Source organism: Melghirimyces algeriensis, from assembly GCF_900182565.1.
Classification (GTDB): Bacteria; Bacillota; Bacilli; order Thermoactinomycetales; family DSM-45169; genus Melghirimyces; species Melghirimyces algeriensis.
The window spans coordinates 138,013-163,568 of sequence record NZ_FXTI01000008.1; the positions used below are offsets into that span (position 1 = coordinate 138,013).

Annotated in this window: 27 protein-coding genes, 1 rRNA gene and 1 other annotated feature; of the genes, 1 reads left to right on the forward strand and 27 read right to left on the reverse strand. The window is 47.4% G+C overall.

Going from position 1 to position 25,556, the window contains the following annotated elements; genetic code table 11:
* Positions 1–3: 3 nt before the first annotated feature.
* The 17 genes from glmU to FN782_RS12445 all read right to left on the reverse strand — a co-directional run bounded on the left by glmU (position 4) and on the right by FN782_RS12445 (position 18,302).
* Entirely contained in the window at positions 4–1,377 is a 1,374-nt protein-coding gene (glmU, locus tag FN782_RS12365) for a bifunctional UDP-N-acetylglucosamine diphosphorylase/glucosamine-1-phosphate N-acetyltransferase GlmU (protein WP_142506112.1), read from the reverse strand.
* Between the two features lie 217 nt (positions 1,378–1,594).
* Complete coding sequence (gene spoVG, locus FN782_RS12370) at positions 1,595–1,888, reverse strand: septation regulator SpoVG (protein ID WP_142506145.1); 294 nt, start codon at positions 1,886–1,888, stop codon at positions 1,595–1,597.
* Between the two features lie 103 nt (positions 1,889–1,991).
* On the reverse strand, positions 1,992–2,366 hold the full coding sequence (locus FN782_RS12375; protein ID WP_142506113.1) for a RidA family protein: 375 nt from the start codon (positions 2,364–2,366) through the stop codon (positions 1,992–1,994).
* On the reverse strand, positions 2,359–3,195 hold the full coding sequence (gene purR, locus FN782_RS12380) for a pur operon repressor (protein ID WP_142506114.1): 837 nt from the start codon (positions 3,193–3,195) through the stop codon (positions 2,359–2,361). The genes FN782_RS12375 and purR overlap by 8 nt, the downstream gene beginning before the upstream one ends.
* A 55-nt stretch (positions 3,196–3,250) precedes the next feature.
* A complete protein-coding gene (gene ispE / locus FN782_RS12385; RefSeq protein ID WP_142506115.1) occupies positions 3,251–4,126 on the reverse strand; it encodes a 4-(cytidine 5'-diphospho)-2-C-methyl-D-erythritol kinase in 876 nt (291 codons plus the stop codon).
* A gap of 206 nt (positions 4,127–4,332) precedes the next feature.
* Positions 4,333–4,512 (reverse strand): small, acid-soluble spore protein, alpha/beta type, encoded by a 180-nt coding sequence (locus FN782_RS12390; RefSeq protein WP_142506116.1) that lies wholly within the window; start codon positions 4,510–4,512, stop codon positions 4,333–4,335.
* An 84-nt stretch (positions 4,513–4,596) separates the two neighbouring features.
* Positions 4,597–5,634: a ribonucleotide-diphosphate reductase subunit beta gene (locus FN782_RS12395; RefSeq protein WP_142506117.1), complete on the reverse strand. Its 1,038-nt coding sequence runs from the start codon at positions 5,632–5,634 to the stop codon at positions 4,597–4,599.
* Between the two features lie 383 nt (positions 5,635–6,017).
* A complete protein-coding gene (locus FN782_RS12400) occupies positions 6,018–8,243 on the reverse strand; it encodes a ribonucleoside-diphosphate reductase subunit alpha (protein WP_246064942.1) in 2,226 nt (741 codons plus the stop codon).
* A 719-nt stretch (positions 8,244–8,962) separates the two neighbouring features.
* Complete coding sequence (veg, locus tag FN782_RS12405) at positions 8,963–9,244, reverse strand: biofilm formation stimulator Veg (RefSeq protein WP_142506118.1); 282 nt, start codon at positions 9,242–9,244, stop codon at positions 8,963–8,965.
* 157 nt (positions 9,245–9,401) lie between these two features.
* A complete protein-coding gene (locus FN782_RS12410) occupies positions 9,402–9,881 on the reverse strand; it encodes a ribonuclease H-like YkuK family protein (RefSeq protein ID WP_425462710.1) in 480 nt (159 codons plus the stop codon).
* A 45-nt stretch (positions 9,882–9,926) separates the two neighbouring features.
* On the reverse strand, positions 9,927–10,808 hold the full coding sequence (gene rsmA, locus FN782_RS12415; protein ID WP_142506120.1) for a 16S rRNA (adenine(1518)-N(6)/adenine(1519)-N(6))-dimethyltransferase RsmA: 882 nt from the start codon (positions 10,806–10,808) through the stop codon (positions 9,927–9,929).
* Entirely contained in the window at positions 10,801–11,463 is a 663-nt protein-coding gene (gene rnmV, locus FN782_RS12420) for a ribonuclease M5 (RefSeq protein ID WP_425462711.1), read from the reverse strand. Before rnmV ends, rsmA begins: the two co-directional genes overlap by 8 nt.
* A 168-nt stretch (positions 11,464–11,631) precedes the next feature.
* A complete protein-coding gene (locus tag FN782_RS12425) occupies positions 11,632–12,408 on the reverse strand; it encodes a TatD family hydrolase (protein ID WP_142506121.1) in 777 nt (258 codons plus the stop codon).
* Positions 12,409–12,479: 71 nt separating this feature from the next.
* Positions 12,480–13,013 carry a signal peptidase I gene (lepB, locus tag FN782_RS12430; RefSeq protein WP_246064939.1) on the reverse strand — a complete coding sequence of 178 codons (534 nt, stop codon included), beginning with the start codon at positions 13,011–13,013 and terminating at the stop codon, positions 12,480–12,482.
* A gap of 122 nt (positions 13,014–13,135) precedes the next feature.
* Positions 13,136–15,103, reverse strand: a complete 1,968-nt coding sequence (gene metG, locus FN782_RS12435) for a methionine--tRNA ligase (RefSeq protein WP_142506122.1) — start codon at positions 15,101–15,103, stop codon at positions 13,136–13,138.
* A 44-nt stretch (positions 15,104–15,147) separates the two neighbouring features.
* Positions 15,148–15,389 (reverse strand) — a binding site (T-box leader).
* 77 nt (positions 15,390–15,466) lie between these two features.
* Positions 15,467–17,317: an ATP-binding protein gene (locus FN782_RS12440; RefSeq protein ID WP_142506123.1), complete on the reverse strand. Its 1,851-nt coding sequence runs from the start codon at positions 17,315–17,317 to the stop codon at positions 15,467–15,469.
* 28 nt (positions 17,318–17,345) lie between these two features.
* Entirely contained in the window at positions 17,346–18,302 is a 957-nt protein-coding gene (locus tag FN782_RS12445; RefSeq protein WP_142506124.1) for a DNA double-strand break repair nuclease NurA, read from the reverse strand.
* Between the two features lie 292 nt (positions 18,303–18,594).
* Between FN782_RS12445 and FN782_RS12450 the strand changes: the two genes are divergently transcribed.
* Complete coding sequence (locus FN782_RS12450; protein ID WP_142506125.1) at positions 18,595–18,867, forward strand: AbrB/MazE/SpoVT family DNA-binding domain-containing protein; 273 nt, start codon at positions 18,595–18,597, stop codon at positions 18,865–18,867.
* A 135-nt stretch (positions 18,868–19,002) separates the two neighbouring features.
* On the opposite strand, the gene rsmI is transcribed toward FN782_RS12450, so the two are convergent.
* The 10 genes from rsmI to rrf form a co-directional block, all read right to left on the reverse strand.
* Positions 19,003–19,884: a 16S rRNA (cytidine(1402)-2'-O)-methyltransferase gene (gene rsmI / locus FN782_RS12455; RefSeq protein ID WP_142506126.1), complete on the reverse strand. Its 882-nt coding sequence runs from the start codon at positions 19,882–19,884 to the stop codon at positions 19,003–19,005.
* Positions 19,862–20,209 carry a GIY-YIG nuclease family protein gene (locus tag FN782_RS12460; RefSeq protein WP_342778393.1) on the reverse strand — a complete coding sequence of 116 codons (348 nt, stop codon included), beginning with the start codon at positions 20,207–20,209 and terminating at the stop codon, positions 19,862–19,864. Before FN782_RS12460 ends, rsmI begins: the two co-directional genes overlap by 23 nt.
* Position 20,210: 1 nt before the next feature.
* Positions 20,211–20,564, reverse strand: coding sequence for a DNA replication initiation control protein YabA (gene yabA, locus FN782_RS12465; protein ID WP_142506150.1), 354 nt, complete (start codon positions 20,562–20,564; stop codon positions 20,211–20,213).
* Between the two features lie 59 nt (positions 20,565–20,623).
* Entirely contained in the window at positions 20,624–21,427 is an 804-nt protein-coding gene (locus FN782_RS12470; protein ID WP_142506127.1) for a PSP1 domain-containing protein, read from the reverse strand.
* A complete protein-coding gene (gene holB, locus FN782_RS12475; RefSeq protein WP_142506128.1) occupies positions 21,387–22,412 on the reverse strand; it encodes a DNA polymerase III subunit delta' in 1,026 nt (341 codons plus the stop codon). The genes FN782_RS12470 and holB overlap by 41 nt, the downstream gene beginning before the upstream one ends.
* 18 nt (positions 22,413–22,430) lie before the next feature.
* Positions 22,431–22,760 carry a cyclic-di-AMP receptor gene (locus tag FN782_RS12480; RefSeq protein ID WP_142506129.1) on the reverse strand — a complete coding sequence of 110 codons (330 nt, stop codon included), beginning with the start codon at positions 22,758–22,760 and terminating at the stop codon, positions 22,431–22,433.
* Positions 22,761–22,776: 16 nt separating this feature from the next.
* Positions 22,777–23,412 carry a dTMP kinase gene (tmk, locus tag FN782_RS12485; RefSeq protein WP_142506130.1) on the reverse strand — a complete coding sequence of 212 codons (636 nt, stop codon included), beginning with the start codon at positions 23,410–23,412 and terminating at the stop codon, positions 22,777–22,779.
* A gap of 28 nt (positions 23,413–23,440) precedes the next feature.
* Positions 23,441–24,859 carry an aminotransferase class I/II-fold pyridoxal phosphate-dependent enzyme gene (locus FN782_RS12490; RefSeq protein WP_142506131.1) on the reverse strand — a complete coding sequence of 473 codons (1,419 nt, stop codon included), beginning with the start codon at positions 24,857–24,859 and terminating at the stop codon, positions 23,441–23,443.
* 38 nt (positions 24,860–24,897) lie between these two features.
* Entirely contained in the window at positions 24,898–25,104 is a 207-nt protein-coding gene (locus tag FN782_RS12495) for a sigma factor G inhibitor Gin (RefSeq protein WP_185956273.1), read from the reverse strand.
* Positions 25,105–25,464: 360 nt separating this feature from the next.
* Positions 25,465–25,556, reverse strand: a 5S ribosomal RNA gene (rrf, locus tag FN782_RS12500); the annotation flags it as partial.

Genomic DNA, 25,556 nt, shown 5'->3' on the forward strand with positions numbered 1-25,556 from the left:
AGCTCAATCTTTCTTTCGAAGCTTATCGGCATAATCCGGTTTATTGGTCTGCCGTTGGCGGGCGATCGCCAAGGAATTTTCTGGTACATCCTCCGTTACGGTAGAGCCGGCTGCCACATAAGCTCCTTTTCCGATGGTCACTGGTGCCACCATGTTCACATTGCACCCGACAAAAGCTCCATCTTCAATCACCGTCTGATGCTTTTTCTGTCCATCATAGTTTACCGTTACCGCACCACAGCCGATATTGACATTCTGTCCCACTTCGGAATCCCCAATGTAACCCAGATGTGAGACTTTACTCCCTTGTCCCAAAGTAGATTTTTTCACATCGACAAAGCAACCCACCTTGCTGTTTTCTCCAAGGGAAGAACCGGGGCGTACATAGGCGTAGGGACCCACTTTGGCAGTACGGCTCACTGTGCTGCCCTCCAGAACGGAATACCGAATCTCTGCCCCATCTTCTACATGCATATCTGTCAGATCGGCAGATGGCCCGATCATACAATCCGCTCCAATCCGGGTCGTCCCTTTCAATATGGTCCCCGGATAAATGATGGTATCCATTCCGATTTCAACATCGGCTTCAATATAAGTGTGATCCGGATCAATCAAGGTAACCCCATTCATCATGTGCCGATGTAAAATGCGACGGCGCATTTCCCTTTCCGCTTCAGCCAGTTGAACCCGGTTATTGATACCCTGGGCCTCACATGGGTCATCCACAATCTTGGCACCGATTCGATTACCTTCCGACTTCAGAATGGAAAGGACATCTGGCAGGTAATATTCCCCCTGGGCATTATCATTGTTCACCCTTGTAAGCGCCTTCCACAAAAGCCGATTGTCAAAACAAAATGTCCCGGTGTTCACTTCACGGATGGTACGTTCTTCCTCAGAAGCATCCTTATGTTCCACCACCCGATCAACGGTTCCATCTTCATTTCGGATCACCCGTCCGTATCCTGTCGGATCGGAAAGTACAGCCGTCAAAACTGTGGCAGCGGCATCAGACTCTTTGTGAGTTCTGACGAGTTCTTCCAACGTCTCTTTTGTAAAGAGAGGATGGTCCCCGTTCAGTACAAGCGTCACCCCATCCTGGTCAGACAGGATGTCCTGCGCCTGCATCACCGCATGTGCCGTTCCCAGTTGCTCTTCCTGCCGGGCGAAGGTGACCCGTTCACTCAGATGATTTTCTACAGCTTCTGCGTTATGCCCGACAATGACCACTCTTTTTTCTGTCCCCATCTCAATCAAAGGATCGATGATATAATCGATCACCGCTTTTCCGCAGACCGGGTGCAACACTTTGTGCACCTTTGATTTCATGCGCGTTCCTTTTCCCGCAGCCAACACGACGGCATACAATTTTTCCATCTGAGAGAAGCCCCCTCGTCATTCCTTGCAAAACTCCACATCTGACTATATCCCAAAGGATGGATCAATGCAAGATTGGCAAAGTGAAAGACTGAAATTCCATAAAAGGGATGATTTGGAATGAATTCAAGAGAAAAAGGGCCTTTAACGGGCCCTTCTGTTGCATTTCATGTGGGACGTTCTTCGATTGCCATCCGCTTCATTCTGAGGGCTGTTTTTATGATACATTCCCTCCAACCGCTGAATTTATCTCCTCTTCTCCGGATCGATGATACTCCTCCAAAACAGCCATCTCAATCTTTTCCCTGGAGTCAGGAGATATGGGATGGGCAATATCCCGAAACTCCCCATCCGGTCTCCGTTTACTGGGCATGGCAACAAACATCCCATTGTTTCCGTCAATCACACGGATATCATGAACTACAAATTCCCCATCGATCGTAATTGAAGCGATCGCCCGCATTCTGCCTTCACGACAAACCCGGCGCAGTCGAACGTCCGTCACTTCCAAACTTTTCACCACCCATTTCCAGAGATGATGTATTTCAACATATTCCACAAGGATGGTGAATTTCCTTCAAGGTTCCTGCCATAAATTTGGATTTTTTCATGGTTTAACCGATGACTGCCACCGCTTCGATTTCAATCAAAACATCTTTGGGCAGGCGGGATACTTCCACACAGGAACGGGCAGGTTGATACGCATCAAAGAACTCCGCGTAGACTTGGTTTACGGTTTGAAAGTCGTTCATATCTTTGATAAATACCGTTGTTTTAATCACCTGGTCCAATCCGCTTCCTGCTGCTTCCAATACTTCTTTCAAATTATTGAGCACCTGCCGCGCCTGCTCTTCAATCCCGCCTTCAACCAAATAACCATCCGGGTTCAATGGAATCTGACCGGAAGTATAAACAAACGAACCTTGTCGAACAGCTTGGGAATAGGGACCAATCGCTTGAGGCGCTTTATCGGTTTGCACTTTATCCATTTTGGAAACCTCCCCGATCCAATATGTTTCCCGGTACCACTTGGATCTTCCTTTTTTCTGCATCTACCTCGGTCACCGTTGTCAGAGAAATATAATGTTGCACAAGCCGATCTTCAACCAACGCGTCTGCCATCACCCCGACACCAACGACCTCAGCACGAAATTCATGAAGCAGATCCACCATCCCGCGAATGGTTCCTCCGGCTTTCATAAAATCATCGATAATCAGGGCTCTTGCCCCTTCTTTCAGACTGCGACGGGACAGGGAGAGGCTACCCAGACGTTTGCTTGAGCCAGAAACCGTGTTGATGGTCACCACGGAGCCTTCCGTAATCCGACTGTCACGTCTGACAATGGCCACCGGCACTCCAAGATGTGAAGCAGTGGCATAAGCGAGTGGAATTCCCTTGGTTTCCACCGTTACAACAGCATCCACCCCATCGTTGGAAAAAACGGATGCCAGCGTGTGCCCCATCTTTCTGACAATCGTTGTATCTCCCAACAGGTCCGATAAATACAGGTATCCACCTGGCAGAATGCGACCAGGGTCCGCCAATTGCTGACAAAGATGATGGATCAAATGCTGGGTAGCCAAACGGTTCATCCCTGGAATATAGCGAACACCCCCGGCAGCACCGGGGACGGTTTCCAGCTTCCCCCATCCTTCATTTTGAAATACATCATGGATAATGGCGAGATCCTCACTGACAGAGGATTTGGCCGCTTGATACCGCTCTGAAAAAAAACCGAGGGAGAACAAACGATGAGGATGTTGTATAAATTCCCATGTCATCTGAACCAGACGTGAACTGCGTTTCCACTTCTTCATAATACCCTCCGGCAAATCCGAATGTTATTAAAAAAATATAGCATTTTGTACGGATTTAATCAAGAGAAGGCTCTTCCAACCCTCCAAGCATCCGGACGGTATACACCTGACGACAAAAGCCGCGCAGTCCATTCATCACTCTTTTTGCCGTGTTTTCATGTTCCACCAATCCAAAAACGGTCGGACCACTGCCAGACATCAATACACCCGGAGCACCAAACGCTTTCATTCTCTCTTTCAGGTGTCGAACCTTGGGATATTGTTTCAGGGTAACACTTTCCAGGACATTGGAAAGTTCCTGGCAGATTCCCGAAAAGTCCCGCTTCTCCAAGGCTTCCTGCATGTTGTTTAACTGCGGACGGCTTGTCACTTGATCCAATCGAAATGCATTAAATACTTCCGCTGTAGAAATTCCGTGAGGCGGTTTTACCAAAACCACCCAACATGGCGGTGGAGAAGGCAACGGAGTCAGTTTTTCCCCTCTTCCCCGCGCAATCGCCGTCCCCCCATACACACAGAAAGGAACATCTGAACCCAGTTTCAGTCCCAGCTCTGCCAGTTCTTCCACTGTCAGGCCCAAATCCCACATCCGGTTCAGACCCTTCAGCGTCGCAGCAGCATCGCTGCTCCCTCCTGCCAATCCTGCCGCTACAGGAATCTCTTTGTTGATCTTAATATGGACCCCTTTTTTTATATTGAAGCGTTCTTTGATTAAAGCGGCCGCCCGATAAGCAAGGTTTCGGCTGTCAAAGGGAACAAACCCCGACGTACTCTCTAAACCGATTCCTTCTCTCTTCTCCGTTAAATCAATCCGATCAGCCAAGTCAATGGTTGTCATCACCATTTCCAATTCATGATATCCGTCATCCCGTTTATGTAAGACATCCAACGTTAAATTGATCTTCGCCGGAGCTTTTACAGAGATATCCATCTATTTCGCCCCCCTTTCTGTCTCCGATTCAGACTGTATCAAGTCTCAGAAAGAAGCGAAAAGCTGGCTTTTTTATTGTAACACTTGCCACTGTGCCGTGAAAGCAAATAAAACGGACGGGGAAATCTCCCCGCCCATTGTCCCCTGCAGTTGGCTGATATTATCCCATTTCTTCCAATGGAATCACTTCGAAACGTTTCAAAGGGTTATCGGTCTGCCATACGCTCTTCGGCGAGCTGAATCGCCCGCTTCACCATATTCCCTGCATCACGGGCCTTGATTCCGCCCCAACCTTCGCGTTGAACCACGTCATAAAAACCCAGTTCCTTGGCCAACTCGACCTTTAAATCCTCCGACATGACACCCCGTCGTGCCAATTGATCCATCCCCTTTACTCACCAACCACAGGGGTCTTTCTTAGTATGAGCCAAACTGTGGGTTACAGACCAAGCAATGACTTCCTGCTCTCCTCAGAGTTCATCAAAGCCGTTTTCATCGGAGACTTTCGTGTACTGACGGGACTTTCCTTCAAAAAAGTCCTGTTTTCCCCGGTTGACATCCTGATAGGCAATAATCCAGCGCATTGGATTTTTCTTGTACCCTTCAAAAGGCGGTTCTGCTCCAAGTTCACGGGCCCGTTTATTGGCCATAAACCGGATGTAATCCCGAAGCTGCTCCGGCTCAATCCCATCAAAATGATTACCGAGAATATAGTGTCCCCACCGGGTCTCTAACTCTGCTGCTTTGTGAAAAGCATCTGTAACAAACTGCCGGTTTTTTTCCGTATTTAACTCCGGATACTCCATCAGCAACTCCCGGTAGATTTGGACAAAAAGTCGAACATGGAGTTGTTCATCCCGGTTGATGTAGTTAATCATCGTTGAAGTGGCCACCATTTTCTGATTCCGGGCAAGGTTATAGAAAAACGCAAATCCAGAATAGAAGTTGAGACCTTCCAAAATAACATCATAAACTATGGAATGAAGGAATGTTTCAGGGGTGGGATTATCCACAAAGGCTTCGTACCCCTTCACAATAAACTCATTTCGTTCCCGAAGAACGGAATCGTGTTTCCAGTACTCAAAGATCTCATCCTGTTCCCCCTTGGGAACAAGGGAAGACAGAACATAAGAGTAGGACTGGTTGTGTACCACTTCCTGAAAAGCCAGCACAGCCATCAGCGCGGACAGGCTGGAATCTGTAAGATAGTCGGACACTTTGGACGAATAATCCGTTTGAATGGAATCCAGAAACGCCAACAGGCCGATAATTCGCTTAAAAGCAAATTGTTCTTCTTCGGAAAGCTTCGGCCATTGCTTGATATCATCCGCCATATTGATCTCAAAAGGCGTCCAAAAGTTTGCCAGCATATTTTTATACAGGGGATAGGCCCATGGGAAACGGCAGTCATCCCAATTCAGCACATTGGAGGAACGGCCGTTGATAATCCCTGTGCTGGCATTTGGTGCAGTAATATCATACAGTTTCCGTTTATTCATCGTATTCATCGGTTCCCCGTTACGAAAAACTTACAAAACCCTACAAAGAGAGTTCATGTTTTCTTCCTGTTTCATCGTGTCCCGCTTCGGCACTTAACTCCCTACAACGGTTTGTTTAACACTCCACAGGCGTAAATTCCCGTGTAACCCACGGTACATATTAGCGTTGTCTTGTTGATGACGTTACGCTCATGAACGCTTTGCTTGGTTCTCGCACTGGAAACCCCTCACGGTTCTACCCGATGATTACGCCACTTTCGCAACGTATGGGCATGACATCCAGGCATAAAAACTATTCGCTTTCCGTAACGGTTTTCCCCTCCTTTCTATCTTAGACTATCAATAGCAAAGAGACTTTTTTACATACTTTTGTCAACTGTTACTAGCCCTCCTTAACTGGAGCAACTGTCACAATCCACATACTCCGAAGAAGTGGAGCGCATATAATATGTGGTTTTCAACCTGAGTTTCCAGGCAGAAAGATGCAGATCCAAAAGGTCTCTGGCCTTGATATCATGTCGTACGTAGAGGTTTAAGGACTGGGATTGATCCAGATGCGTTTGACGGGCCGCCGCCTGCTTCAGAGTCCATTGTTGGTCAATGTCATAGGCCGATTTATAATACCACACGGTCTCAGGCGACAGATCCGGAGCGGTAACGGGAATTTTATAGTTTTTCTTCTCTTCACTGAATTCCTTGGCAAAAACCGGATCAACTGAAGCGGTACTTCCAGCAATCACGGATGTGCTTCCATTGGGAGCCACCGCCATCAGCCACCCGTTTCTCATCCCATACTTCTGAACTTCCTGGGCGAGTTCCTTCCATTCCTGGCTTTGGTATCCCCGACGTTCAAAATAGGTTCCACTTTGCCATTCACTTTCTTGGAACAGGGGATAGGCTCCTTTTTCCCGCGCCAACTCCATCGATGCCTGAATCGTGAGAAATGCGATCTCGCTGTATAATTCATCCGCATAGCGAACTGCTTCTTCCGACTCCCATTGAATCTTTTGTTTGGCAAGAAGATGATGCCATCCAAACGTCCCCAACCCAATTCCGCGATATTTTTGGTTGGTCATCTGGGCTTGTGGCACTTCTATCGTATTCAGATCAATCACATTATCCAACATCCGCACCTGAACGGGAATCAGCCGATGTAACACACCCTCCGGAACCGCCTTGCCAAGATTGATGGAAGAAAGGTTACATACCACAAAATCACCAGGCTGTTTGGTAATCACAATTTTTCCATCTTCTGTCCGTTCCTCTATCACGGTAGTGGGACTCATATTCTGCATAATCTCCGTGCACAGATTGGAGGAGTAAATCATCCCGGCGTGTTTATTCGGATTCATCCGATTAACCTCATCACGGTAAAACATATAGGGAGTCCCTGTTTCCAGCTGGGAAATCATAATCCGCTTCATGATTTCAATCGCTGGCATACATACTTTGTCAATTTCCGGATGCTGAACACATGCCTCATATTTCTCACGGAAAGAACCGTTTCCTTTTTCTTCATCGTAAAAGTCCTCCAAGGACCATCCCATCACTCGGCGCACCTCGTGAGGATCGAACAAATACCAGTCTTCCCGTTTTTCCACCGCTTCCATAAAGCGATCGGGGATACAGACCCCTGTAAAAATATCGTGCGTTCGGAGCCGTTCATCTCCGTTGTTCAGTTTTGCATCGAGGAAGGACAGAATATCTTTGTGCCAGATATCCAGATAAACCGCGATCGAACCTTTACGTTGACCCAACTGGTCCACACTGACAGCCGTATTGTTCAACTGTTTCATCCAAGGGAGGACACCGGAACTGATGCCTTTGTATCCTTTGATATCACTGCCTCGTGCCCGGATTTTTCCCAGATAGACTCCCAGACCTCCTCCGCCTTTGGACAGGGTCGCCACATCGGTGTTACTGTCGTAAATTCCCCGCAGGCTGTCATCCACCGTGTCAATAAAGCAAGAGGAGAGTTGTCCAATCGCTTTTCCGGCATTGGACAAGGTAGGAGTCGCCACCGTCATATACAGGTTGGAAAGGGCCCAATAAGCTTCTTTTACCCATAGCATCCGATGTTCCCTTTTTTCTTCAGACATCAGCGTCATGGCAATGACTAAAAAGCGCTCCTGGGGAAGCTCAAACAGCTCTCCGTTGTGATTGCGGGCCAGATACCGATCTGCCAACGTCCGCAATCCGGCATATGTAAACAGATGATCACGCTCAGGATCAATCAGATTGCCTAATGATTCAATCTCCTCTTTGCTATAGGCATCCAGCAACAGAGAAGAGTAAACTCCCTGTTCCGTCAATGTTTGAATCAGCTCGTAAAAGGAGCCGTATCTCTGCTCCAGGGGATAAGAACGATGATGGGCCGCTTCTCTGTACAGGAGGCAAAGATAGATCCGGGATGCGACAAAAGTCCAGTCGGGCTCTTCTCCAGAAATATTCTCAAGAGCGTCCAGGATCATCCGATTGGCGATTCGCTCCACGCTTTCCCCTTCTCGAAGCGAACGAAGTTGCTTTTGAATGTACTCTTTTGAATGAATTCGAGGGAATTCTCCCGTCACCTGATATAAGAACTGCTCCAGAGAATCCTTATCACTGGAAATATCCATTTGCCGTTCAAACAAATCCATCGTCATTCTTTTTCGCCGCCTTTTCTTCAAGAATTTCCCTTCCTGATCTTCATTTAAATCAGAAAGGAACAGATCCATCCATAAAAAAACCTCCGTTTCCCAGGGTGGAGAAAAGCTTCAATAGGATCAGAACATCCATCAGCAAACGAATTCATGTGGCGCTCTCATCCCGTCCCCCAGGGACCGGAAACATTATGGATTTGACAGGCAGGTTTGCTGGCTCATGCTTCCTTGACTGGTTTTTCCTCTTTCTAAGCCCAGCCATTTATCACAATACTTCTAGGATGCGTCTGGTCATTTTGTCGGTCCCGCAAAAATGGTTTGCTTCCCTTTTTTCCGACCCAACCAGTATAAGCGAAACTGTGCGAAACGGTCCAACCTTACGTAGACTGCGTCAGATGGTCTGGTTGGTGCTTTAAAAGAGAATCGCTCGGTTACTCTCAAGTGATCAGACATTCTCCAAAAGAGCCCGCTATGCGCAATGGCCATTCGGTGAGGGAATCGCTCCCGTTTTTCACCGGATTAACTTTTTCATTGTAAAGGCACCTGAAATCCTTAAAATACAATATATTGTGTTTGGATAAGCAGTTCACTTCAAGATGTATGTTACTATCATACAAGGCAACCGGTTTTTTTGCAAATAAAAAATCCGATCCACAAGGGGTCGGATCCAAGGCAATCGGGATCACTCCCGTTATTTATTGAACATCTCTTACATATTTGACGGGAACTTGTCCCTCATCTTGGTACACAGTTAATTCAACGGTCTCCGTCAGTATATCAGCATAGCTGTAAGAGACCCGTTCAAAGGAGTGCTGGTCTTCATCCAGTTTGACGATGAATACGGAGGGGTAGGTTTCCTCCAGAACTCCGTTTCGCTCAATGGTTTTGCGACGTCCGCTGTTGGCTTTTAACCGGATTTTCTTTCCGATGTAGCCATCCAAGGTACGTTTTATTTCAGACAACGCATTTCTACCCATTTCACTCGACCACCTCACTCGTTGACTATTGTAACACAGTGAGGTTATTTTGTCAAAAGTGCATTATAGCAAGGGTACAAGCTTTGTGTCAACGGTTTTTAACGAAATGACAATATCGATAAAAAATCGACAGGATTCTCCAAATGTAATATTCCACTTATTTCGTAAACCGATCCGCTACAGCACTCGCTGCATATGCATCCGGTTTAATTTTGGCCGTGTATCCGACCGCAGTCACCCAACCCACCACTTCCTGAATCAGCTTTCGGGTTTCTCCCTGACGTCCCACATCCAAATGTATTTCTACTGGCAGCTCCAAAGAAGCCCCAAGGAAGCCTTTCTCCTTCAGTCGCTCCATCAGGTTCAAGCTGTATTCTGTCTCCTTATAGATCCGATACCGAAGGTCCATAAGCGGGCGACTTCGCTTTTTGGAATAATAAAATAGAGCACCTTTGCCTACCCGATGCAGAATGATTGCCGTGACAAACAGTGTTCCCTTATGACTGGTTTGGGAATCCGTCCCAATCACCATTTTGTATACTGCGTTACGGTCGTTTTCAATATACGCATAAATCTCGGATATCATCCGGTCAAGACTTATGCGCCCTTTTCGTGGATGGTAGAATTGCAACCTCATTCCCCTCCGAGGTTTCCGGACATCCTTCCCGGGTTGTTTTCTATACTATATGAGATCCCGCATCACTTCATCCAAATGGTTGGTCAACTGAGCAAACTCCTCTATGGACAAGGTTTCTCCCCGACGCTTGGGATCGATTCCAGCTTCTCCAATCCAGCGAACAAGGTCTTCTTTTCTCTTTCCTGCGAAGAGCCCGGCTGCCAAAGCATTTGCTAATGTTTTCCTCCTTTGGCCAAAGGCAGCACGAACCACCCTAAAAAACAATCGTTCATTTTGAACGGATACAGCCGGTTGCTGACGAACGTTTAAACGAATCACCGCAGAATCCACCTGGGGACGGGGAACAAAGACGTTGGCCGGTACACGTGATACCCACTCTGCTTCCGTATAATACTGAGTCGTGACGGTGAGAGAACCATATGCTTTTCCCACCGGTTTCGCGGTTAATCGTTCGGCCACTTCTTTCTGGATCATCACCACGATCCGACTGAGGGGGAGTTTGTCTTCCAACAGCCGCATTAAAATTGGAGAAGTGACATAATACGGGAGATTGGCAACAACATTCACAGAAGAACAATCATGAAACTTCTCATGAATCAGTTGGACCAGATCTAGTTCCAAGGCATCCCCATGTATAATATCCACATGAGCGTCATCCGCAAAGAGTTCTTTAAGGACGGGGATCAGTCGGCTGTCCATCTCGATGGCAACCACTTTTTTCGCTTCCTTTGCCAACCTTTCCGTCAGAGCACCGATGCCTGGTCCAATTTCAATCACTCCGACCTCTGGACCCAATTCGGCAGCATGGAGCATCCTGTCCAGTACATGTTGATCTGTCAAAAAATGCTGACCCAGACTTTTTTTCAGCCGGATTCCGTTCTCCGCCAGTAACTGCCGGGTTCTTCCTGTAATCCACCCTTCAGTCATCGGTGTCATCCTTTCTCATTCTTAACAACACTTCTTCAAATTCTTCCTCTGTGATGCGAAGAAGGTGAAGTCTTCGGAAAAATTGCTTGGCATTGGCATATCCAATTCCCAATATGTTTGCCGCTTCTTCCCTTCTGAACCGTGAACCTGGTCCTCCTGCCATCCCTGCGTCCAGATAACGTTCCCAAGTGACCCCGTCTTCAAAAGAGGCTCCTTCTTCCCACCGTGCATTCTGCAACGCTGAAACAATCTCCTTCGGAGAAACATGTTCGACACCTAGTCCTCTTTTCCCCACGGCTTTATCCCTGGGAACAAATGCATGTTTACAACCGGGAACGGCCCGTGAGAGAATTCGTCGAATCCGCTCACCCGCTCCGTCAGGGTCCGTAAGGATAATCACCCCCCGTGACTGCTGGGCCCGCTTCACCTGAGCGATGACCTCCGGACCCACAGCTGATCCTCTTGTTTCTATTGTATCAGCTTGAACCGCTCTGCGGAGTGCTTCCGTATCCTTTTGACCCTCTACCACAACCACTTCTTTCACGCTTTTCTTTTCGATGATGTCCACCCTTTTCCATAACAAAATGGGTGAGGAACAGATCCGGCGGTGCTTGACAAAATACCAATGGAGCATCACACCGACCGCCGGATTCATGAAACCCTCACCGTCCTGTCCTGCCCAAACTGCCTAGGACCATTGATGCGGCAAATTGGAGAAAAAGGGGGGTCTTCGCCATCCTACCCAGCGTATTCTCTACCCCATACATGCCTCATCAAATCCTGCACAAGCTACCTTTTTATTTTATCACAAGGGATATCCCCTTCATGCCATCCCGATCCGGAACAGGCGACAGGCGTTCTCATATGTACGTTGTGCAATTTCTTCCAATGAAACCCCGCGCAGTTCCGCGATGGCTTCTGCCACCAGCCGGACATATCCCGATTCATTGCGTTTTCCCCGATAGGGATGCGGAGCTAAATAGGGGCAATCGGTCTCCACCAATAAGCGGTCCAAAGGAACGCGTTTGGCAATCTCTTTTGGAAGCTGGGCGTTTTTAAAGGTGACCGGTCCACCCAATCCAATCATAAAGTTCATTTTTAAACACTGTTCTGCGGTATCCCAATCCCCACCGAAACAGTGCATCACTCCACCAATTTCTTCCGCCTTTTCTTCCCGAAGAATACGGATCACATCCTGATCCGCTTTTCGGTTATGAATGATAATCGGCATATTTAACTCGCGTGCCAAACGGATTTGCTGGCGAAAGAGATTCTCCTGAATCCTTTTGGGAGATTTGTCCCAATGATAATCTAATCCCATCTCTCCAATGGCAACCACCTTGGGGTGATCTGCCAAAGATTCAATCCAGTCCAAATCCTCAGGCTGACAATCAATCGCATCAACGGGATGCCAACCCACGGCGGCATAGATCCAATCATACGTTTCCGCCAACTCCAATGTGGCTGTAATCGTCTCCCGGTTGAAACCAACATTGAGAATGCGACTGACCCCCATTTCCTCATGGGCGCGTTGAATCACTTCGGCCCGGTCCTTCGCAAATTGTTCATCATTTAAATGAGCATGGCTGTCAAATAACATATTTCCCCTCCTGTATCCTCTGTAAAATAGGTTGTGACCATGTTTGATTCAGGAGACCGGACTCACGCGTTTTATTCAAACAAAATCTTAAATTCGTTCAGGGGAAGAAGATTGACATCCGCCCGGCCCACGACCTCCGAGATCGGTATGGGACCGATCTCCCTGCTGTCTGTACTGTTCCCCCGATTATCTCCCAATACAAACAAGTGTCCTTCTGGCACAACCTTTTCCTGCATGGTTTTCTTCGTCAGAGTCCCTTGGTAGGATTTTTTATTCGTATACGATTCTTTCAGCAGTTTGCCGTTTCGAAACACTTTGCCTTCTTTTAAAGCGATCCGATCCCCTGGCTTTCCGATCACCCGCTTGATAAAATCTCGGTTTTCAGCGGTGTGAAAAACAATAATATCCCCATAATCCGGTTCGGAAATATCATAAATCAACCGATTGACAATTAAAAGCTCTTTGCCTTTAAATGTTGGATACATCGAGCTTCCATGGACTTCATAGGGAGCAAAAAGAAACGTTTTAATGATGAGGATAATGGATGCTGCAACCAGAATGGATACCATCCATTCACTGATAACACGCTTCACTTGTTTCCTCAATCAAACCCCTCCAAACCATCTTTTTTCATGACACATTTCTCCTCCCCAGCGTCCAATCCCTGCCACCTATGAGTTCTGTCCAAAAATAACAAGGCCCCCTGTGATGGGGGCGGATATGGCCATCATTTTACGCGTGTTCCATTGGGAATCTCTCCGGATACAGTGGAAAGAACCAACCGTTTCCCCTCGTTGGCCGCCAGGATCATTCCCTGGGACAACTCTCCACGCAGCTTGATCGGCTTTAGATTGGCAACCAACAATACCTTTTTCCCCAACAGATCCTGAGGGAGATAATGCTTGGCAATCCCGGAGACCACCTGCCGTTTTTCAAATCCGAGATCCAAACGAAGCTTTAAGAGACGGTCCGCTCCTTTCACTTTTTCCGCTTCCAGAATCTCAGCCACTCGAAGATCCACTTTGGAGAAGTCATCGATGGCAATCTCTTCTTCAAGATCCTTTGCCGATTCTTCTTCCTGTGGCTGTTTTTCCTGATCGGCAGATTCCACGGGCGTCCCACCCATCATAGAAACAATCGCTTTCGCCTCCTCTTCCACATCCAGGCGGGGAAACAGCGGCTTCCCTTTTTGGATGGAAGTGCCTGCGGGATAGGAACCGAAATGGTATAAACTGTCCCAGGAAGTGGCTTCTCCCTCAGAAAGGCCCAAACATTTCCACATACGGGCCGGGGTTTCCACCAAAAACGGCTGAATGAGAATGCTGACCATGCGCAGACTTTCCACAACATGATACAGTACGGAACCCAACCGATCTTTTTGATCGGGATTTTTGGCCAACTCCCAAGGCATCGTCTCTTCCAGATAACGATTGGTTCCGCGTACCAGTTCCCAAATGGAACCTAGCGCCACAGAAAATTGCAGCTGATCCATGGCTTTCTCCACCTTTTGCACAGTGGAGTGAGCCAATTGTTTCAATTTCTCATCCGCTTCAATCGTCTGATCCAAGCGCTCTGGCACCACACCTTCGGCATATTTTTTCACCATCGTCAGTGTCCGGTGCAACAGGTTCCCCAGATCATTGGCCAAGTCTGCATTAGCCCGCTCAATAAATCCTTCCGGGGTAAACACTCCATCATAGCCGAAGGGTACTTCTCTCAACAGATAGTAGCGAAGTACATCCAACCCGTAACGCTCAATTAGGGGGACAGGGTCTACCACATTCCCTTTGGATTTGGACATTTTCCCACCTTTCACTTGAAAAAAGCCATGACCAAACACCTTTTTGGGAAGTGGCAAATCCAATGCCATCAATATAATCGGCCAAATCACCGTATGGAAACGGACGATATCTTTTCCCACCAAATGAACATCGGCAGGCCAGTATGTTTGGTATTTGGAGTCATCCTCTGTTCCATAACCGAGAGCGGAAATATAGTTGGTTAAAGCATCGATCCAGACATACATCACATGTTTTGGATTTCCCGGAACCGGAATCCCCCAGTCAAAGGTGGTACGGGATACGGCCAGGTCCTCCAATCCCGGTTTAATGAAGTTCTCGATCATTTCGTTTTTCCGGGACTCCGGCTGGATAAAATCAGGATTTTCTTCATAAACCTTCAACAGACGGTCCGCATATTTCCCCAGACGGAAAAAGTAGGACTCCTCACGTACTTTTTCCACTGAACGGGCGCAATCCGGACAATTCCCCTCGGATAACTGACGCTCCGTCCAAAATGTCTCGCACGGGGTACAATACCACCCTTCATACTCATCCAGATAGATATCCCCTTGATCAAGCAGTCGCTGAAATAGCTTTTGCGCAACTTTTTTATGCCGATCCTGTGTCGTTCGGATAAAATCATCATAGGAAATATCGAGCTTTTTCCATAACTCCTGAATGCCTTGAACGACTCCATCCACAAACGGCTGTGGTTCGGTTCCTTCTTCCTTGGCCCGACGCTCAATCTTTTGCCCATGCTCATCCGTTCCGGTCAAATACATTACATTATATCCCTGCAAACGTTTAAAACGGGCCATTGCGTCTCCCGCTACGGTTGTATAGGCATGGCCAATATGCAATTTGTCATTGGGATAATAAATCGGCGTTGTAATGTAGAAGGAAGGTTTGGTCATGAATCATCGCTCCTCATCTGAAAACTAAAAAAACCTTCACCCAATCATGGGGCGAAAGGTTCTCCTCACGCGGTACCACCCAATTTCAGTGTCTCTTAAAAGACACCCTCTTTCAACATCATACTCGCCCGTTAACGCCGGTATACGCCCTTCCCTACACACCTATGAAGGCTTCAGGACGGGTTCTCGGAGGCCATGTTCACCCTTTGCGCCCATACCGGCTTTCACCTGCCCCGGCTCTCTGTCATGGGCTCGCCAGGTTACTCTTCCCCGTCATCAAATCACGAGGGATTTTCTTTTCATTCATTATAGACAAAACGCTTTGTTTTGATCAAGGAAATGAAAGAAATCCAACCATATCGCTCATCCACCGGAACGGACACGATCATAGCGGGTGGTAAAAGGGGATTCCTCCTTTATGATCTTACCCTCTGCCACCCAACGGTCCAATTCCTGTTTTAAACGGTCCACATCCCAATCCAAGCCACATTCCCGTTTTATACAACCAACCATATCCAAGAGATCGGTATCAAAAAGAGGCAGGCGCTGATCGATGAGCTGAAGAACACGTTCATCTCTTTCTGCCTTAAATCGTTTCAACTCATCAAACGGATTGGAAACATGGGGGCTGTGTGTATAAGAGGCACGAATCCGGACAAGGACGGTTCGCCCGAATATTGCCGAGGAAATAAATGTATCGCCTGAGCGAAGGTAGGGAAGACGTTTTCCCTCTTCCGCAGTTAAATCGGTTTCCTCCCGCAAAGTGGCAATATCCGTTCCACGAACCGTTCGAAAGACACATTTGGTATTTAACTGGGCGGTAATCGTTTCATCCAACAAGGTGGGGCGCTGGGTAGCCAAAATCAGAAAGGAGCCGTATTTTCTTCCTTCCTGAGCGATCTCCTTTAAAATCCGTTTAGGCGGGGACTCCACTCCTTTGGGAGCAAAATTGTGGGCTTCATCCGTCACCGTGATAAAAGGAGGGAAAAATGTCCCTTCTTCCCCATTCATCCGTGCATCCTGATAATCTCTTCGTTTCCGGTATAAAGCTCCTATCACATAAGTGGAAAAAACCTGCAACACCCAGGAGGCTCCCTGAACAACTACCAGACGACCTTGTTCCAATCCCTGTTCAATCGGAACAATGTCCTGTTGAAATAATCCCGCCTTGTCCAAGCGGCTCAGCCTCCATTGAACCCCTTTGACAGAGGCGAGCGGAAGGGTTCCATACTGCTGATGCAGATCCATCAAGTCCTTAATCCGCTGTACATCTGTCGGTGTGAGATCCTCCTCTTTGAGTCGTCGCTTCAGTCCCTGCGCTCCCTCTTCAATCGCCTGAGCCACATTGTTCAATCGGTCGCTGAAAGACGGATAGGAGTCCCGCCGTCGATGCAACGATTGAATGACATTGACCATTGATTCCGAGAGGTTTCCCCCAGCCGCTCCAATCAAGTCGATCACATCCCTTGTGGACAGATCGGAAAAGCGAATTCCCACCTCCTTTCCCACCTGAACGGATAACCATCGATCCTCAAAAGAAATGGCCTCTTGCGCCAACTCCTGATTTTTCTGTCCAAACTGCATCTCAAAATGGGGATCAAACACCAGGGTGGGAATGGAAAGCTTCATCAATTCCTCAAGCATCACGCGTAGACCGAACGATTTTCCCGAACCGGACCCCCCAAAAACCCCAATATGAGGATATTGATGCATGGCCTGAATATCAAAAAGAAAAGGCACACCCCGTTGCGGAAGGATTTCCCCTTCCTCCAACAAATGCAATCGTTCCTTGAGATCCGTATCCACCGACTCCCCCAGGGACTCCGTTCCCCGAATTTCTCCCAGGATCAATCCTTCTTCCGGGGTGGTCTTCACCAACAGATGCCGAACCTCTTCAAACTGTGGACAACGGACTTCGCATCCCGTTCTGACCGGATGCGGAGCTTCGGAAAACAAGCGCATCTTGGCGACATTCACTTCGTCCGATCCAATATCATAACCAATCTGCTCCAACGATCGAATCACTTCCGTATCCACCATCGATTTGTCCAGACCCATGGGGATCAAACGGTTGTATGAAAGGGTCTCCACCACTTCTCCCTTCGGATTTCCAAGAACGGAGTCTTCAATCACTAAAATCTCGTTTATTCGAAATTTCCGATCTTTGGATGCTACATACACTTCCTGTTGTGTGGTCACACCCACTATTTGCATATCAAATCTCCTCCACTCTGGACTGATGTTACAACACCCGGTCGCTTCGTTTGGGAACCAACAGACGATGACGCAGATCCGGGTCAATATGTTGTTCCACCAAAGCCGCCACCATCGAGTCTGTCACTCGAACCTCCCGATCCACAATATCCAACCACAGAGGAATCCCCCTCCCCTGAACGGGAGTTAGGCTGTATATGAGACGAATCAGTTCTTCCTTTGCTTCGGACTGACTCTCCAATCCATCTACACCGACCGGTTGTGGATTCCGGGAAGGACATAGCACCGCCTTCCACAGGCCTGTTCCAACCGGGTCCATCTGTGACGAAAAGTAAACTTCCCCTGGTTTCATCGTTCCAAACAGAATATCTCTGTCCGAGTAGTGATCCCGTTCGGGAAACAGACTCCGTGCCAACCCCTTGGTTCCGATCTCTTCGGAAACCCCTGCTAAAAGGACATTTGACTGTTCTGCTTCCTGAACCAACCGTTCCCAAGCCTGAGCTTGATCAATTCGAAAGTGAAGGAGTGATCCATCCATTAACACCACGCGAGGCTTCCAACGGCGGACCGCTTCCAGAGCCACCTGAATCTCCAACCCAGCGAGGATTCGCCCCCGATTTTTCGCTTCCCGTGCCAACACTCCATCTTCAGAATCCATTTCCCTGTCCAAAAGCGGGGTATAGAGATCCGCAGCCCAATGTTCTTCTCCCTGTGTACTTTTAGCCAAAGCCTGAAAAATGGAAAGAATATGTGGATCTGCACCCGGAGTGGAGTTTACCGATCCATCCACTCCCACCAAGCAACGCCCATTCAGCCATTCCTTCATTTCTTCCCCTTTCCATTTCTGGAGAGGAAGAATCGATCCGATGGATTCCAACCGCTTGCGAATACTGGATGTATGAAACACCTCATTGGAATAAGCATTTCTGAGATCCCGATTCGCTTCTTCCAGCTTTTGTTTTAACTCTTCCGATACGGGAAGCAATGCATCTCCCTCCCTTCTGTCTCAATCAGACAACCATTTCTTTCTAAGTGTACAAGAAAAAAATCCTTCCGGCACCCCGATTCGAAAAGAGAGCCATGATTGGTCTGGAATCCTTGGATTTGTTTTCTCAGACGAAGTGATGTTAAAAAATCTCCTTATGTTTATACAAACAGTGTTATTGACTGTTATGGGAATCGTTGGTATGATGTTTTTAAGCTGTCATTGTCGAAATTTGACGGCTTGGAGACCAAGACTAAAAAACAGATAAAAAAATTGAGAGGGGATATTCGCAATGCTCAAATCTACCGGAATTGTTCGCAAAGTTGATGAATTGGGTCGTGTGGTCATTCCGATTGAACTTCGTCGCACCCTGGGAATTGGAGAAAAGGACGCTCTTGAAATTTATGTCGACGGGGAACGAATTGTGCTGAAAAAGTACGAACCTGCTTGCATCTTCACCGGCGAAGTGGATGAAACTGTACGTTACAAAAGCAAAGTCGTCAGCAAAAAATGCATTGAAGAAATGTATCAACTGTTGAAGGAAGAAGAAGGCGTCAAGGCTTAAGACTTTGGAATGCAGGCAGTTATAAACACATATAAATTGGCCTAACTTTCAAATATTATCTGTATTTATGCCTCAAGGACCTCTTTGACAGAGGTCCTTTTCGTCATGGAAGCTTTTTAAGAGCGGTATATTTTATCACATCTCATTTCGATGATAATCATTGTAAACCTCCCGTTTGGGAAGGTCACGCTCTTCTGCTGTAATCCTAATCGCTTCTTTTTTCGTTTTTCCACGATTTATATGCCAATTCACATGCTCACTCAATGTAAGGGATTCCCACCAGGATTCCACTGACTCGCTTTCCTCTTTTTCATGTAAAGAAGCTCCTTCCACCACCACTGTCAGCTCCCCTTTGAGCGCATCCTTTTCAATCTGTTGAATACACTCAGACACCGTTCCTCTCAGCCATTCTTCATGTTTTTTCGTCATCTCTCTGGCAATCGATATCCTTCGATCCCCCATGACGTGTAAAACATCCTTTAACATGGCACGGATTCGATGAGGTGCCTCATAACAGACCAACGTGGCAGGAGTCTTTTCCCACTGTTTTAACGCTTTGATCCGTTTCTTTTGATTTCGGGGGAGAAAGCCAAGAAACAGAAAAGGCTGCACAGGGAAGCCTGAAACCACCACGGCACTCAGTGCTGCATTGGGTCCAGGTACAGGGATCACGGGAATTTCCATATGGATCGCTTCTTTGATCAGCTCCTCTCCCGGATCAGAAATTCCTGGCATCCCTGCATCACTTACCAAGGCAATGTGTTCTCCCTTTTGCAACCTTTCTATCAAACTGGGGAGGCGGGAAAATCGATTATGCTCATGATAGCTGATCACGGACACCGAGATCTCCAAATGAGAAAGCAACTTTCGCGTATGCCGGGTGTCCTCACAAGCCACCAAATCCACTGATCCCAGTATTTCCTTTGCACGCTCACTGATATCTCCTAAATTTCCAATGGGTGTCCCCACAATGTATAAAACCCCTTCATTGCATTCAAAACTCTTTTGACGTTTCATCCGCCTTTCTCCTTCCGATTAACGCCATTTTTCGTTTTCGATCCATTTGCTTAATTTCCCGTTCCCTGGAAAGTGCCTGGGATTTATTGAGTCCTTCCTCGGTCCATCTCAGGACAAACGGTCCGCGCCCTCTCGTATATTTGGCTCCAGTCCCATCCTGATGTTGCTTCATTCTCCTGGAAAGGTTGTTTGTAATCCCTGTATACAGCGTTCCGTCACTGCATTCCAAAATATATACGGTATAATTGTTGTTTTCCATCTTTCCCATCCAATCCGTCCGCTTAACGGTTTTAAACTGAAAAATAAAGTGCCGGATCTCCGGCACTTTATTTTTCCTCCTGGGATGTTTTACTCAAAAACGAGAGACAAAACAGACAGTCTTCATTGCTGCGCAAATTGCCATAGTGCACATTGCAGATGTGGAAACCTTCATGATAGAGTCGAGCCAGGTTGTCATGTCCTTCTCCAGCTTTATCACCGGGGTCCGGATCATCCGATTGTTCTCTGGAGTTTTGTTGCTCCAGCAGTTGCTCCTTCAGCGCTTCATTTTCCAAAACCAGACGGGTATTCTCTTCCAGCATCTGTACGATTTGCTCTTTCAGTCCACCTAATTCTTTATACAATTCCCCGATTTTATCATCGATCTGGGTCATCCGGGATAAAATGGCCTGTTTGTCCAAGCCCCCCACCTCAAATCACCCGCTGTCTCTTCAGGATCACCCAAGGCTTTCCCGTAGGTTTAGACCTGGGCCTTGACAACTTCCGCCGGATGCTCCACGGTCTGCCCTGATTCGGACAGTTCCACCTGTACCCGACGTTCCAAAAGATTGAGTACCACCACTCGACCATCCCCTTCGGGTGTGATCACTTTGGTACCCACATCCGGCATTTTTTTCTTGGCCTCTACATAGGTGTCATTTTCATATTTTAAACAACACATCAGTCTGCCACAAAGGCCTGAGATCTTCGCCGGATTGAGAGAAAGGTTCTGATCTTTCGCCATTTTGATGGAAACCGGTTCAAAATCACCGAGAAAGGATGAACAACAAAGGACACGACCACAAGGTCCAATGCCTCCCAACATCTTGGCCTCATCCCGAACCCCAATCTGGCGAAGCTCAATCCGGGTTCGAAATACGGAGGCCAGATCACGGACAAGTTCTCGAAAATCCACCCGGCCGTCAGCGGTAAAATAGAAGATGACCTTGTTCCGGTCAAAGGTGTATTCCCCATCCACCAATCTCATTTCCAGTTCATGGGATTTTATTTTTTCCTGACAAGTGGCCAGTGCCTCTTGTGCTAACCGCTGATTTTCCTTCACCTGCTTCACATCTTCAGATGTGGCGATCCGGATCACCTGTTTCAAGGGAAGAACCACTTCATCTTCCGTGACATAACGAATCCCGGTGACAACCGTTCCAAACTCAACTCCCCGAACCGTTTCCACAATAACCGGGTCATTTTTCCTGATTTCGAGGTTCCCGGGATCAAAATAGTATATTTTACCCGCTTGCCTGAAACGGACTCCTACGACTGACATCATGATTGAATCCCCCTTGCATGGCCAGTACCATTTGTTCCAGCACCGCCTGGGGTTGAACGGAACCAGCCAAAGCCTTCCGAGCCTGGATCACTTTATCCATCGCACTCATCAGGTTGGCCAAGGTCCACTGAGACGCCTGGCGCCGGAGGGAATCCTTCCATCCGGAAAAAACGTATTCTTCCTTGGTTGCCAATTTATAATGAAGAAGATCCCTCAGCCACAAAAGAGACAGATCCAATAACTGTTCTATCTCCTCCTGTTTTGACTCTCTTACCATCCATTTGGTTTGGATCTCAACCAAGGGGTCCGATTTTCCGGAAGCGATCTCCCCATTCCATTCTACCATTCGTTCACAAAGCGGGGCAAACTCGTCACATTCAGCCAACTGACGAGCCTCATCCACATTGGTGGCAAGATGGGAAACAATCCGGCTGATGTTTGGGTCCAATCCTTCTTGAATCAAGGTTTCTTCTATCCGGGTGGGATGAAGGGGAGAAAAATGTAAAATCTGACAGCGGGACCGAATGGTCGGCAATAGAGCGTGAGCCGTTTCCGTTAAAAGAATAGCGACCATGCGGGAAACAGGCTCTTCCAAAAATTTCAGCAGACTATTCGCCGCTTGCAGCGTCAGTTTCTCAGCATTTCGCAATATGACAACACGCGTTGTTCCTTCCGATGAAGTATACGAAAACCTTTGTTGCAATTCACGCACTTGCCCGATTTTTATGCTCTGTCCGTCAGGTTTTAAACGAACAATATCTGGATGATTATCATGGGAAATTCTACGGCAGGAACGGCAATCGTCGCAGGCCTCTCCCACATTTGTTTCACAATTGAGCGCTTTGGCCAGCTCAATGGCTGCTGTCTCTTTCCCTGTTCCATTTGGCCCGGTAAAACAGTATGCATGGGCTACCCGACCGATCTCTAATGCATTTTTCAACAGTTGAATGGTTCGTTTCTGCCCCTTTACTCGTTCAAAAGACATCTGCCAAATCCTCCGCGTTCAAAACTGTTCAAACCGATCAATGGGCAAGATAAAAACCGTGGCACCGCCCACTTCCACCTCCACAGGATATGGAACATACGAATCGGCATTTCCTCCCATGGAGGACATAGGAGCCATCATTTGCTTTCGGGATTGACAATTTTCCTTGACCAGCTTCAATACAGAATCCACCTGATCATCTCTGACTCCGATTAAGAATGTGGTATTGCCGGACTTTAAGAATCCCCCTGTACTGGCTAGCTTTGTTGCACGAATATTTTCCTTTACCAAAGCCTCAGACAGTCGATTGCTGTCTTTATCCTGCACAACCGCAATAATCATCTTCATCCCGTATGACCCTCCCCTATCGGAGATTAATAGCAAAACGTCTTTTTAAATCCTGAACCATTTGATTACACACTTGATCTGCAGATAATCTGGCATCAATCAGACAAAACCGGTCCGGTTCCTGATGTGCGAGGTGCAAAAAACCTTCACGAACCTGTCGGTGAAAGGTTTCCCCTTTCATTTCCATCCGATCCATATGGCCCCCCCGTCCTTTTAAACGCCTGTAACCCTCTTCCAGGGGCAGATCCAAAAGATAGGTTCGGTCGGGTATTAAGCCACCTGTAGCCATTTTGTTCACCTGAAGCACTTCGTCCAGATTTCCTGACGCTCCAAATGCCTGATAAACCAGACTGGAGTCTACATATCGGTCACATATTACTGTTATGCCTTTTTCCAGAGCGGGGTGAATCACCTGATTGACCAATTGGGCTCTGGAAGCGGCATATAGCAATATCTCGGTTCGGAGAGTCATTCCGGATATAGCGGGGTCAAGCAACAACTCCCGAATTCGATCCCCGATCATCGTTCCTCCCGGTTCTCTGGTCGTCAACACAGGAATATCACTGGCTTTAAAGCGCTGACTTAACTGTTTAAGCTGAGTAGACTTTCCGGCTCCTTCCGGTCCTTCCAGTGTAATAAACAACCCTTTCACAAAAGCTCCTCCAACATCGATTTGCTTTTTATTGTATCACGGACACCTTGGGGGGGAAACCACAGGTTAATCCGCGAACGCGTCCCCCGTGGTCAAGAACATGGCGAATCTGCGTCACCTTCTCTTGGGTAAACGTTTCTCCCGGTAATACAAGCGGAATTCCCGGTGGATAGGGAGTCACCATTGCAGCAGAAATTCTGTTTACTGCCTGATCCAGAGACACACGTTCATTTTCCTTCATCCTCAGTTGATCCAAAGAAATAGCACATTCACTCCACCAGGGATTTTCAGGAATGGAGATCGGTTGATTTTCTTCCATCGTTACCATCTCCCGATCCAATCGATAAAGAAGATCCGTCAAGCGATCCACATCATCCTGATTGGTTCCCACTGTCATGACAGCCAGTACTTTCTCATGATCCGCCATTTCCATAGAATGTTTCCGATCTTCCAGCCATTGCAACAGACGATAGCCGGAAATGGATTTCCGAGAACGAATACAAATTTTCAGCGGATCGCTTCCGGGAACCCAGTCCTCTGTCAACTGTTCCAAATTCCATATCTTTTTTCTCATTTGGGAAATCATTTCAATAATCCGCTGCAATTGAACTTTTCCCTCTTGGACCAAAAACCTTCGGGCAAGATCCAGTGAAGCCATTAAAGGATAGGAAGGACTGCTCGATTGAATTACTTTTAACCAATAGCTGATTTGTTCCCGATCCAATCGGTCTCCTTGCAAATGAAGCATGGAAGCCATCGTCATGGCCGGTAACATTTTATGTGTGGATTGAACCACTCCATCGGCATTCATCCTGAGCGCGCTTTTTGGCAGGGAAGGGTGAAAGCCAAAATGAGCTCCATGCGCTTCATCTACCATCAATGGCACTCCAAACCGTTGACAAACCATTGACAAATCGGATACAGGCTGTACCCTGCCAAAATAATCCGGACTGGTAATCAACACCCCTTTTGCTTCCGGATAACGGGACAGCATGTTCTCCAAGTCAGTAGCTTGAAGCTGCCCTCCCAACGGTTCATGACCTCTCCCGGATAGGAATACCGGTCGAACCCCTGCCAATATACACCCGTGAAATACGGATTGATGGGAACTACGGTGAACAATGAGCCGATCCCCTGCGCGGCAAGTACCGAGAATCAATGCTAAATTGCCGGCTGTACTCCCACCGACGAGAAAATGAGTCTGGTCTGCTCCAAAAGCCTCGGCAGCCAATGTTTGTGCATCAAGAATAGCACCCGAAGGATCATGTAAATCATCCAATTCTCCTACCTCCGTCAGATCGACAGACAGAATATCCTTAAACCACTTCCTCCCCTGAACATCAAAAGCTTGTCCTTGTTTATGACCTGGAACATGAAAATTCCCTTCCATCTCATTTTTATGATGAAGAAGGGCTTGAAACAAAGGAGCTTCTGTTTGATCTTTCATTTCTTTCTCCTCCCCCAAAAAATGAAGACGAGGACTGTCTACAGTCCCCGCTTCATCGGACTTTGTCCATGCGTCCAGAGATTTCTGAGACGTGTGACAAAGTACGGATATTTCTGATCTTTTACATCGGTTTTGACAATTTCCTGTTCACAGCTTTCACAGATAAACTCATCAAGTACCTCAATTCCGTCTTCTTGCCATTCATTGCATACGATACAGCGGATCCGATCATTTCTCTGCTGCAAGATCGACCCACCTCTTCATTTTTTTAGTCATTGTTCCCGGATTTGCCCTTGTTTATACCCAACAATTTTCACCATTGTCGTTTATGTACCATTTCAGTATACCACGGGAACCATCTGGGAAAAACAAAAAGGCTTCCGAATCAGAGTCTACTTGGACATCAATCAAGTAAGGGAAGGCGGGAATCCGAACCATGGCCAAAAATATAGCGGAATGGCTTTTACTCAGTTACGTTCCTTTTTTGGCACTGGTCAAGGGAATACTTTATTATATTCACTGCATTCGATAATGAAAACAAAAAAATAAATCCCATAAATGTAAATACAAATAAACAGCCACCCGGAATGGGTGGCTGTTGAATTGCCTGGCAACGTCCTACTCTCCCAGGGGCCTGCGCCCCAAGTACCATCGGCGCTGGAGGGCTTAACTTCCGTGTTCGGGATGGGAACGGGTG

Excerpts from the sequence above, each read along its gene's own strand:
- FN782_RS12440 (WP_142506123.1), bottom strand. The coding sequence starts at position 17,317 with ATGCAAATAGTGGGTGTGACCACACAACAGGAAGTGTATGTAGCATCC.
- FN782_RS12390 (WP_142506116.1), bottom strand. The coding sequence starts at position 4,512 with ATGGATCAATTGGCACGACGGGGTGTCATGTCGGAGGATTTAAAGGTC.
- FN782_RS12490 (WP_142506131.1), bottom strand. The coding sequence starts at position 24,859 with ATGAAAGATCAAACAGAAGCTCCTTTGTTTCAAGCCCTTCTTCATCAT.
- purR (WP_142506114.1), bottom strand. The coding sequence starts at position 3,195 with ATGAAGAAGTGGAAACGCAGTTCACGTCTGGTTCAGATGACATGGGAA.
- FN782_RS12375 (WP_142506113.1), bottom strand. The coding sequence starts at position 2,366 with ATGGATAAAGTGCAAACCGATAAAGCGCCTCAAGCGATTGGTCCCTAT.
- veg (WP_142506118.1), bottom strand. The coding sequence starts at position 9,244 with ATGGGTAGAAATGCGTTGTCTGAAATAAAACGTACCTTGGATGGCTAC.
- glmU (WP_142506112.1), bottom strand. The coding sequence starts at position 1,377 with ATGGAAAAATTGTATGCCGTCGTGTTGGCTGCGGGAAAAGGAACGCGC.
- FN782_RS12410 (WP_425462710.1), bottom strand. The coding sequence starts at position 9,881 with ATGAGGTTGCAATTCTACCATCCACGAAAAGGGCGCATAAGTCTTGAC.
- metG (WP_142506122.1), bottom strand. The coding sequence starts at position 15,103 with ATGACCAAACCTTCCTTCTACATTACAACGCCGATTTATTATCCCAAT.
- holB (WP_142506128.1), bottom strand. The coding sequence starts at position 22,412 with ATGTCTTTTGAACGAGTAAAGGGGCAGAAACGAACCATTCAACTGTTG.
- rsmI (WP_142506126.1), bottom strand. The coding sequence starts at position 19,884 with ATGAAACGTCAAAAGAGTTTTGAATGCAATGAAGGGGTTTTATACATT.
- FN782_RS12425 (WP_142506121.1), bottom strand. The coding sequence starts at position 12,408 with ATGTTATTTGACAGCCATGCTCATTTAAATGATGAACAATTTGCGAAG.
- FN782_RS12400 (WP_246064942.1), bottom strand. The coding sequence starts at position 8,243 with ATGGATATTTCCAGTGATAAGGATTCTCTGGAGCAGTTCTTATATCAG.
- FN782_RS12480 (WP_142506129.1), bottom strand. The coding sequence starts at position 22,760 with ATGAAGATGATTATTGCGGTTGTGCAGGATAAAGACAGCAATCGACTG.
- rsmA (WP_142506120.1), bottom strand. The coding sequence starts at position 10,808 with ATGACTGAAGGGTGGATTACAGGAAGAACCCGGCAGTTACTGGCGGAG.
- FN782_RS12395 (WP_142506117.1), bottom strand. The coding sequence starts at position 5,634 with ATGAATACGATGAATAAACGGAAACTGTATGATATTACTGCACCAAAT.
- rnmV (WP_425462711.1), bottom strand. The coding sequence starts at position 11,463 with ATGAATCCGGCGGTCGGTGTGATGCTCCATTGGTATTTTGTCAAGCAC.
- FN782_RS12450 (WP_142506125.1), top strand. The coding sequence starts at position 18,595 with ATGCTCAAATCTACCGGAATTGTTCGCAAAGTTGATGAATTGGGTCGT.
- ispE (WP_142506115.1), bottom strand. The coding sequence starts at position 4,126 with ATGGATATCTCTGTAAAAGCTCCGGCGAAGATCAATTTAACGTTGGAT.
- FN782_RS12470 (WP_142506127.1), bottom strand. The coding sequence starts at position 21,427 with ATGATGTCAGTCGTAGGAGTCCGTTTCAGGCAAGCGGGTAAAATATAC.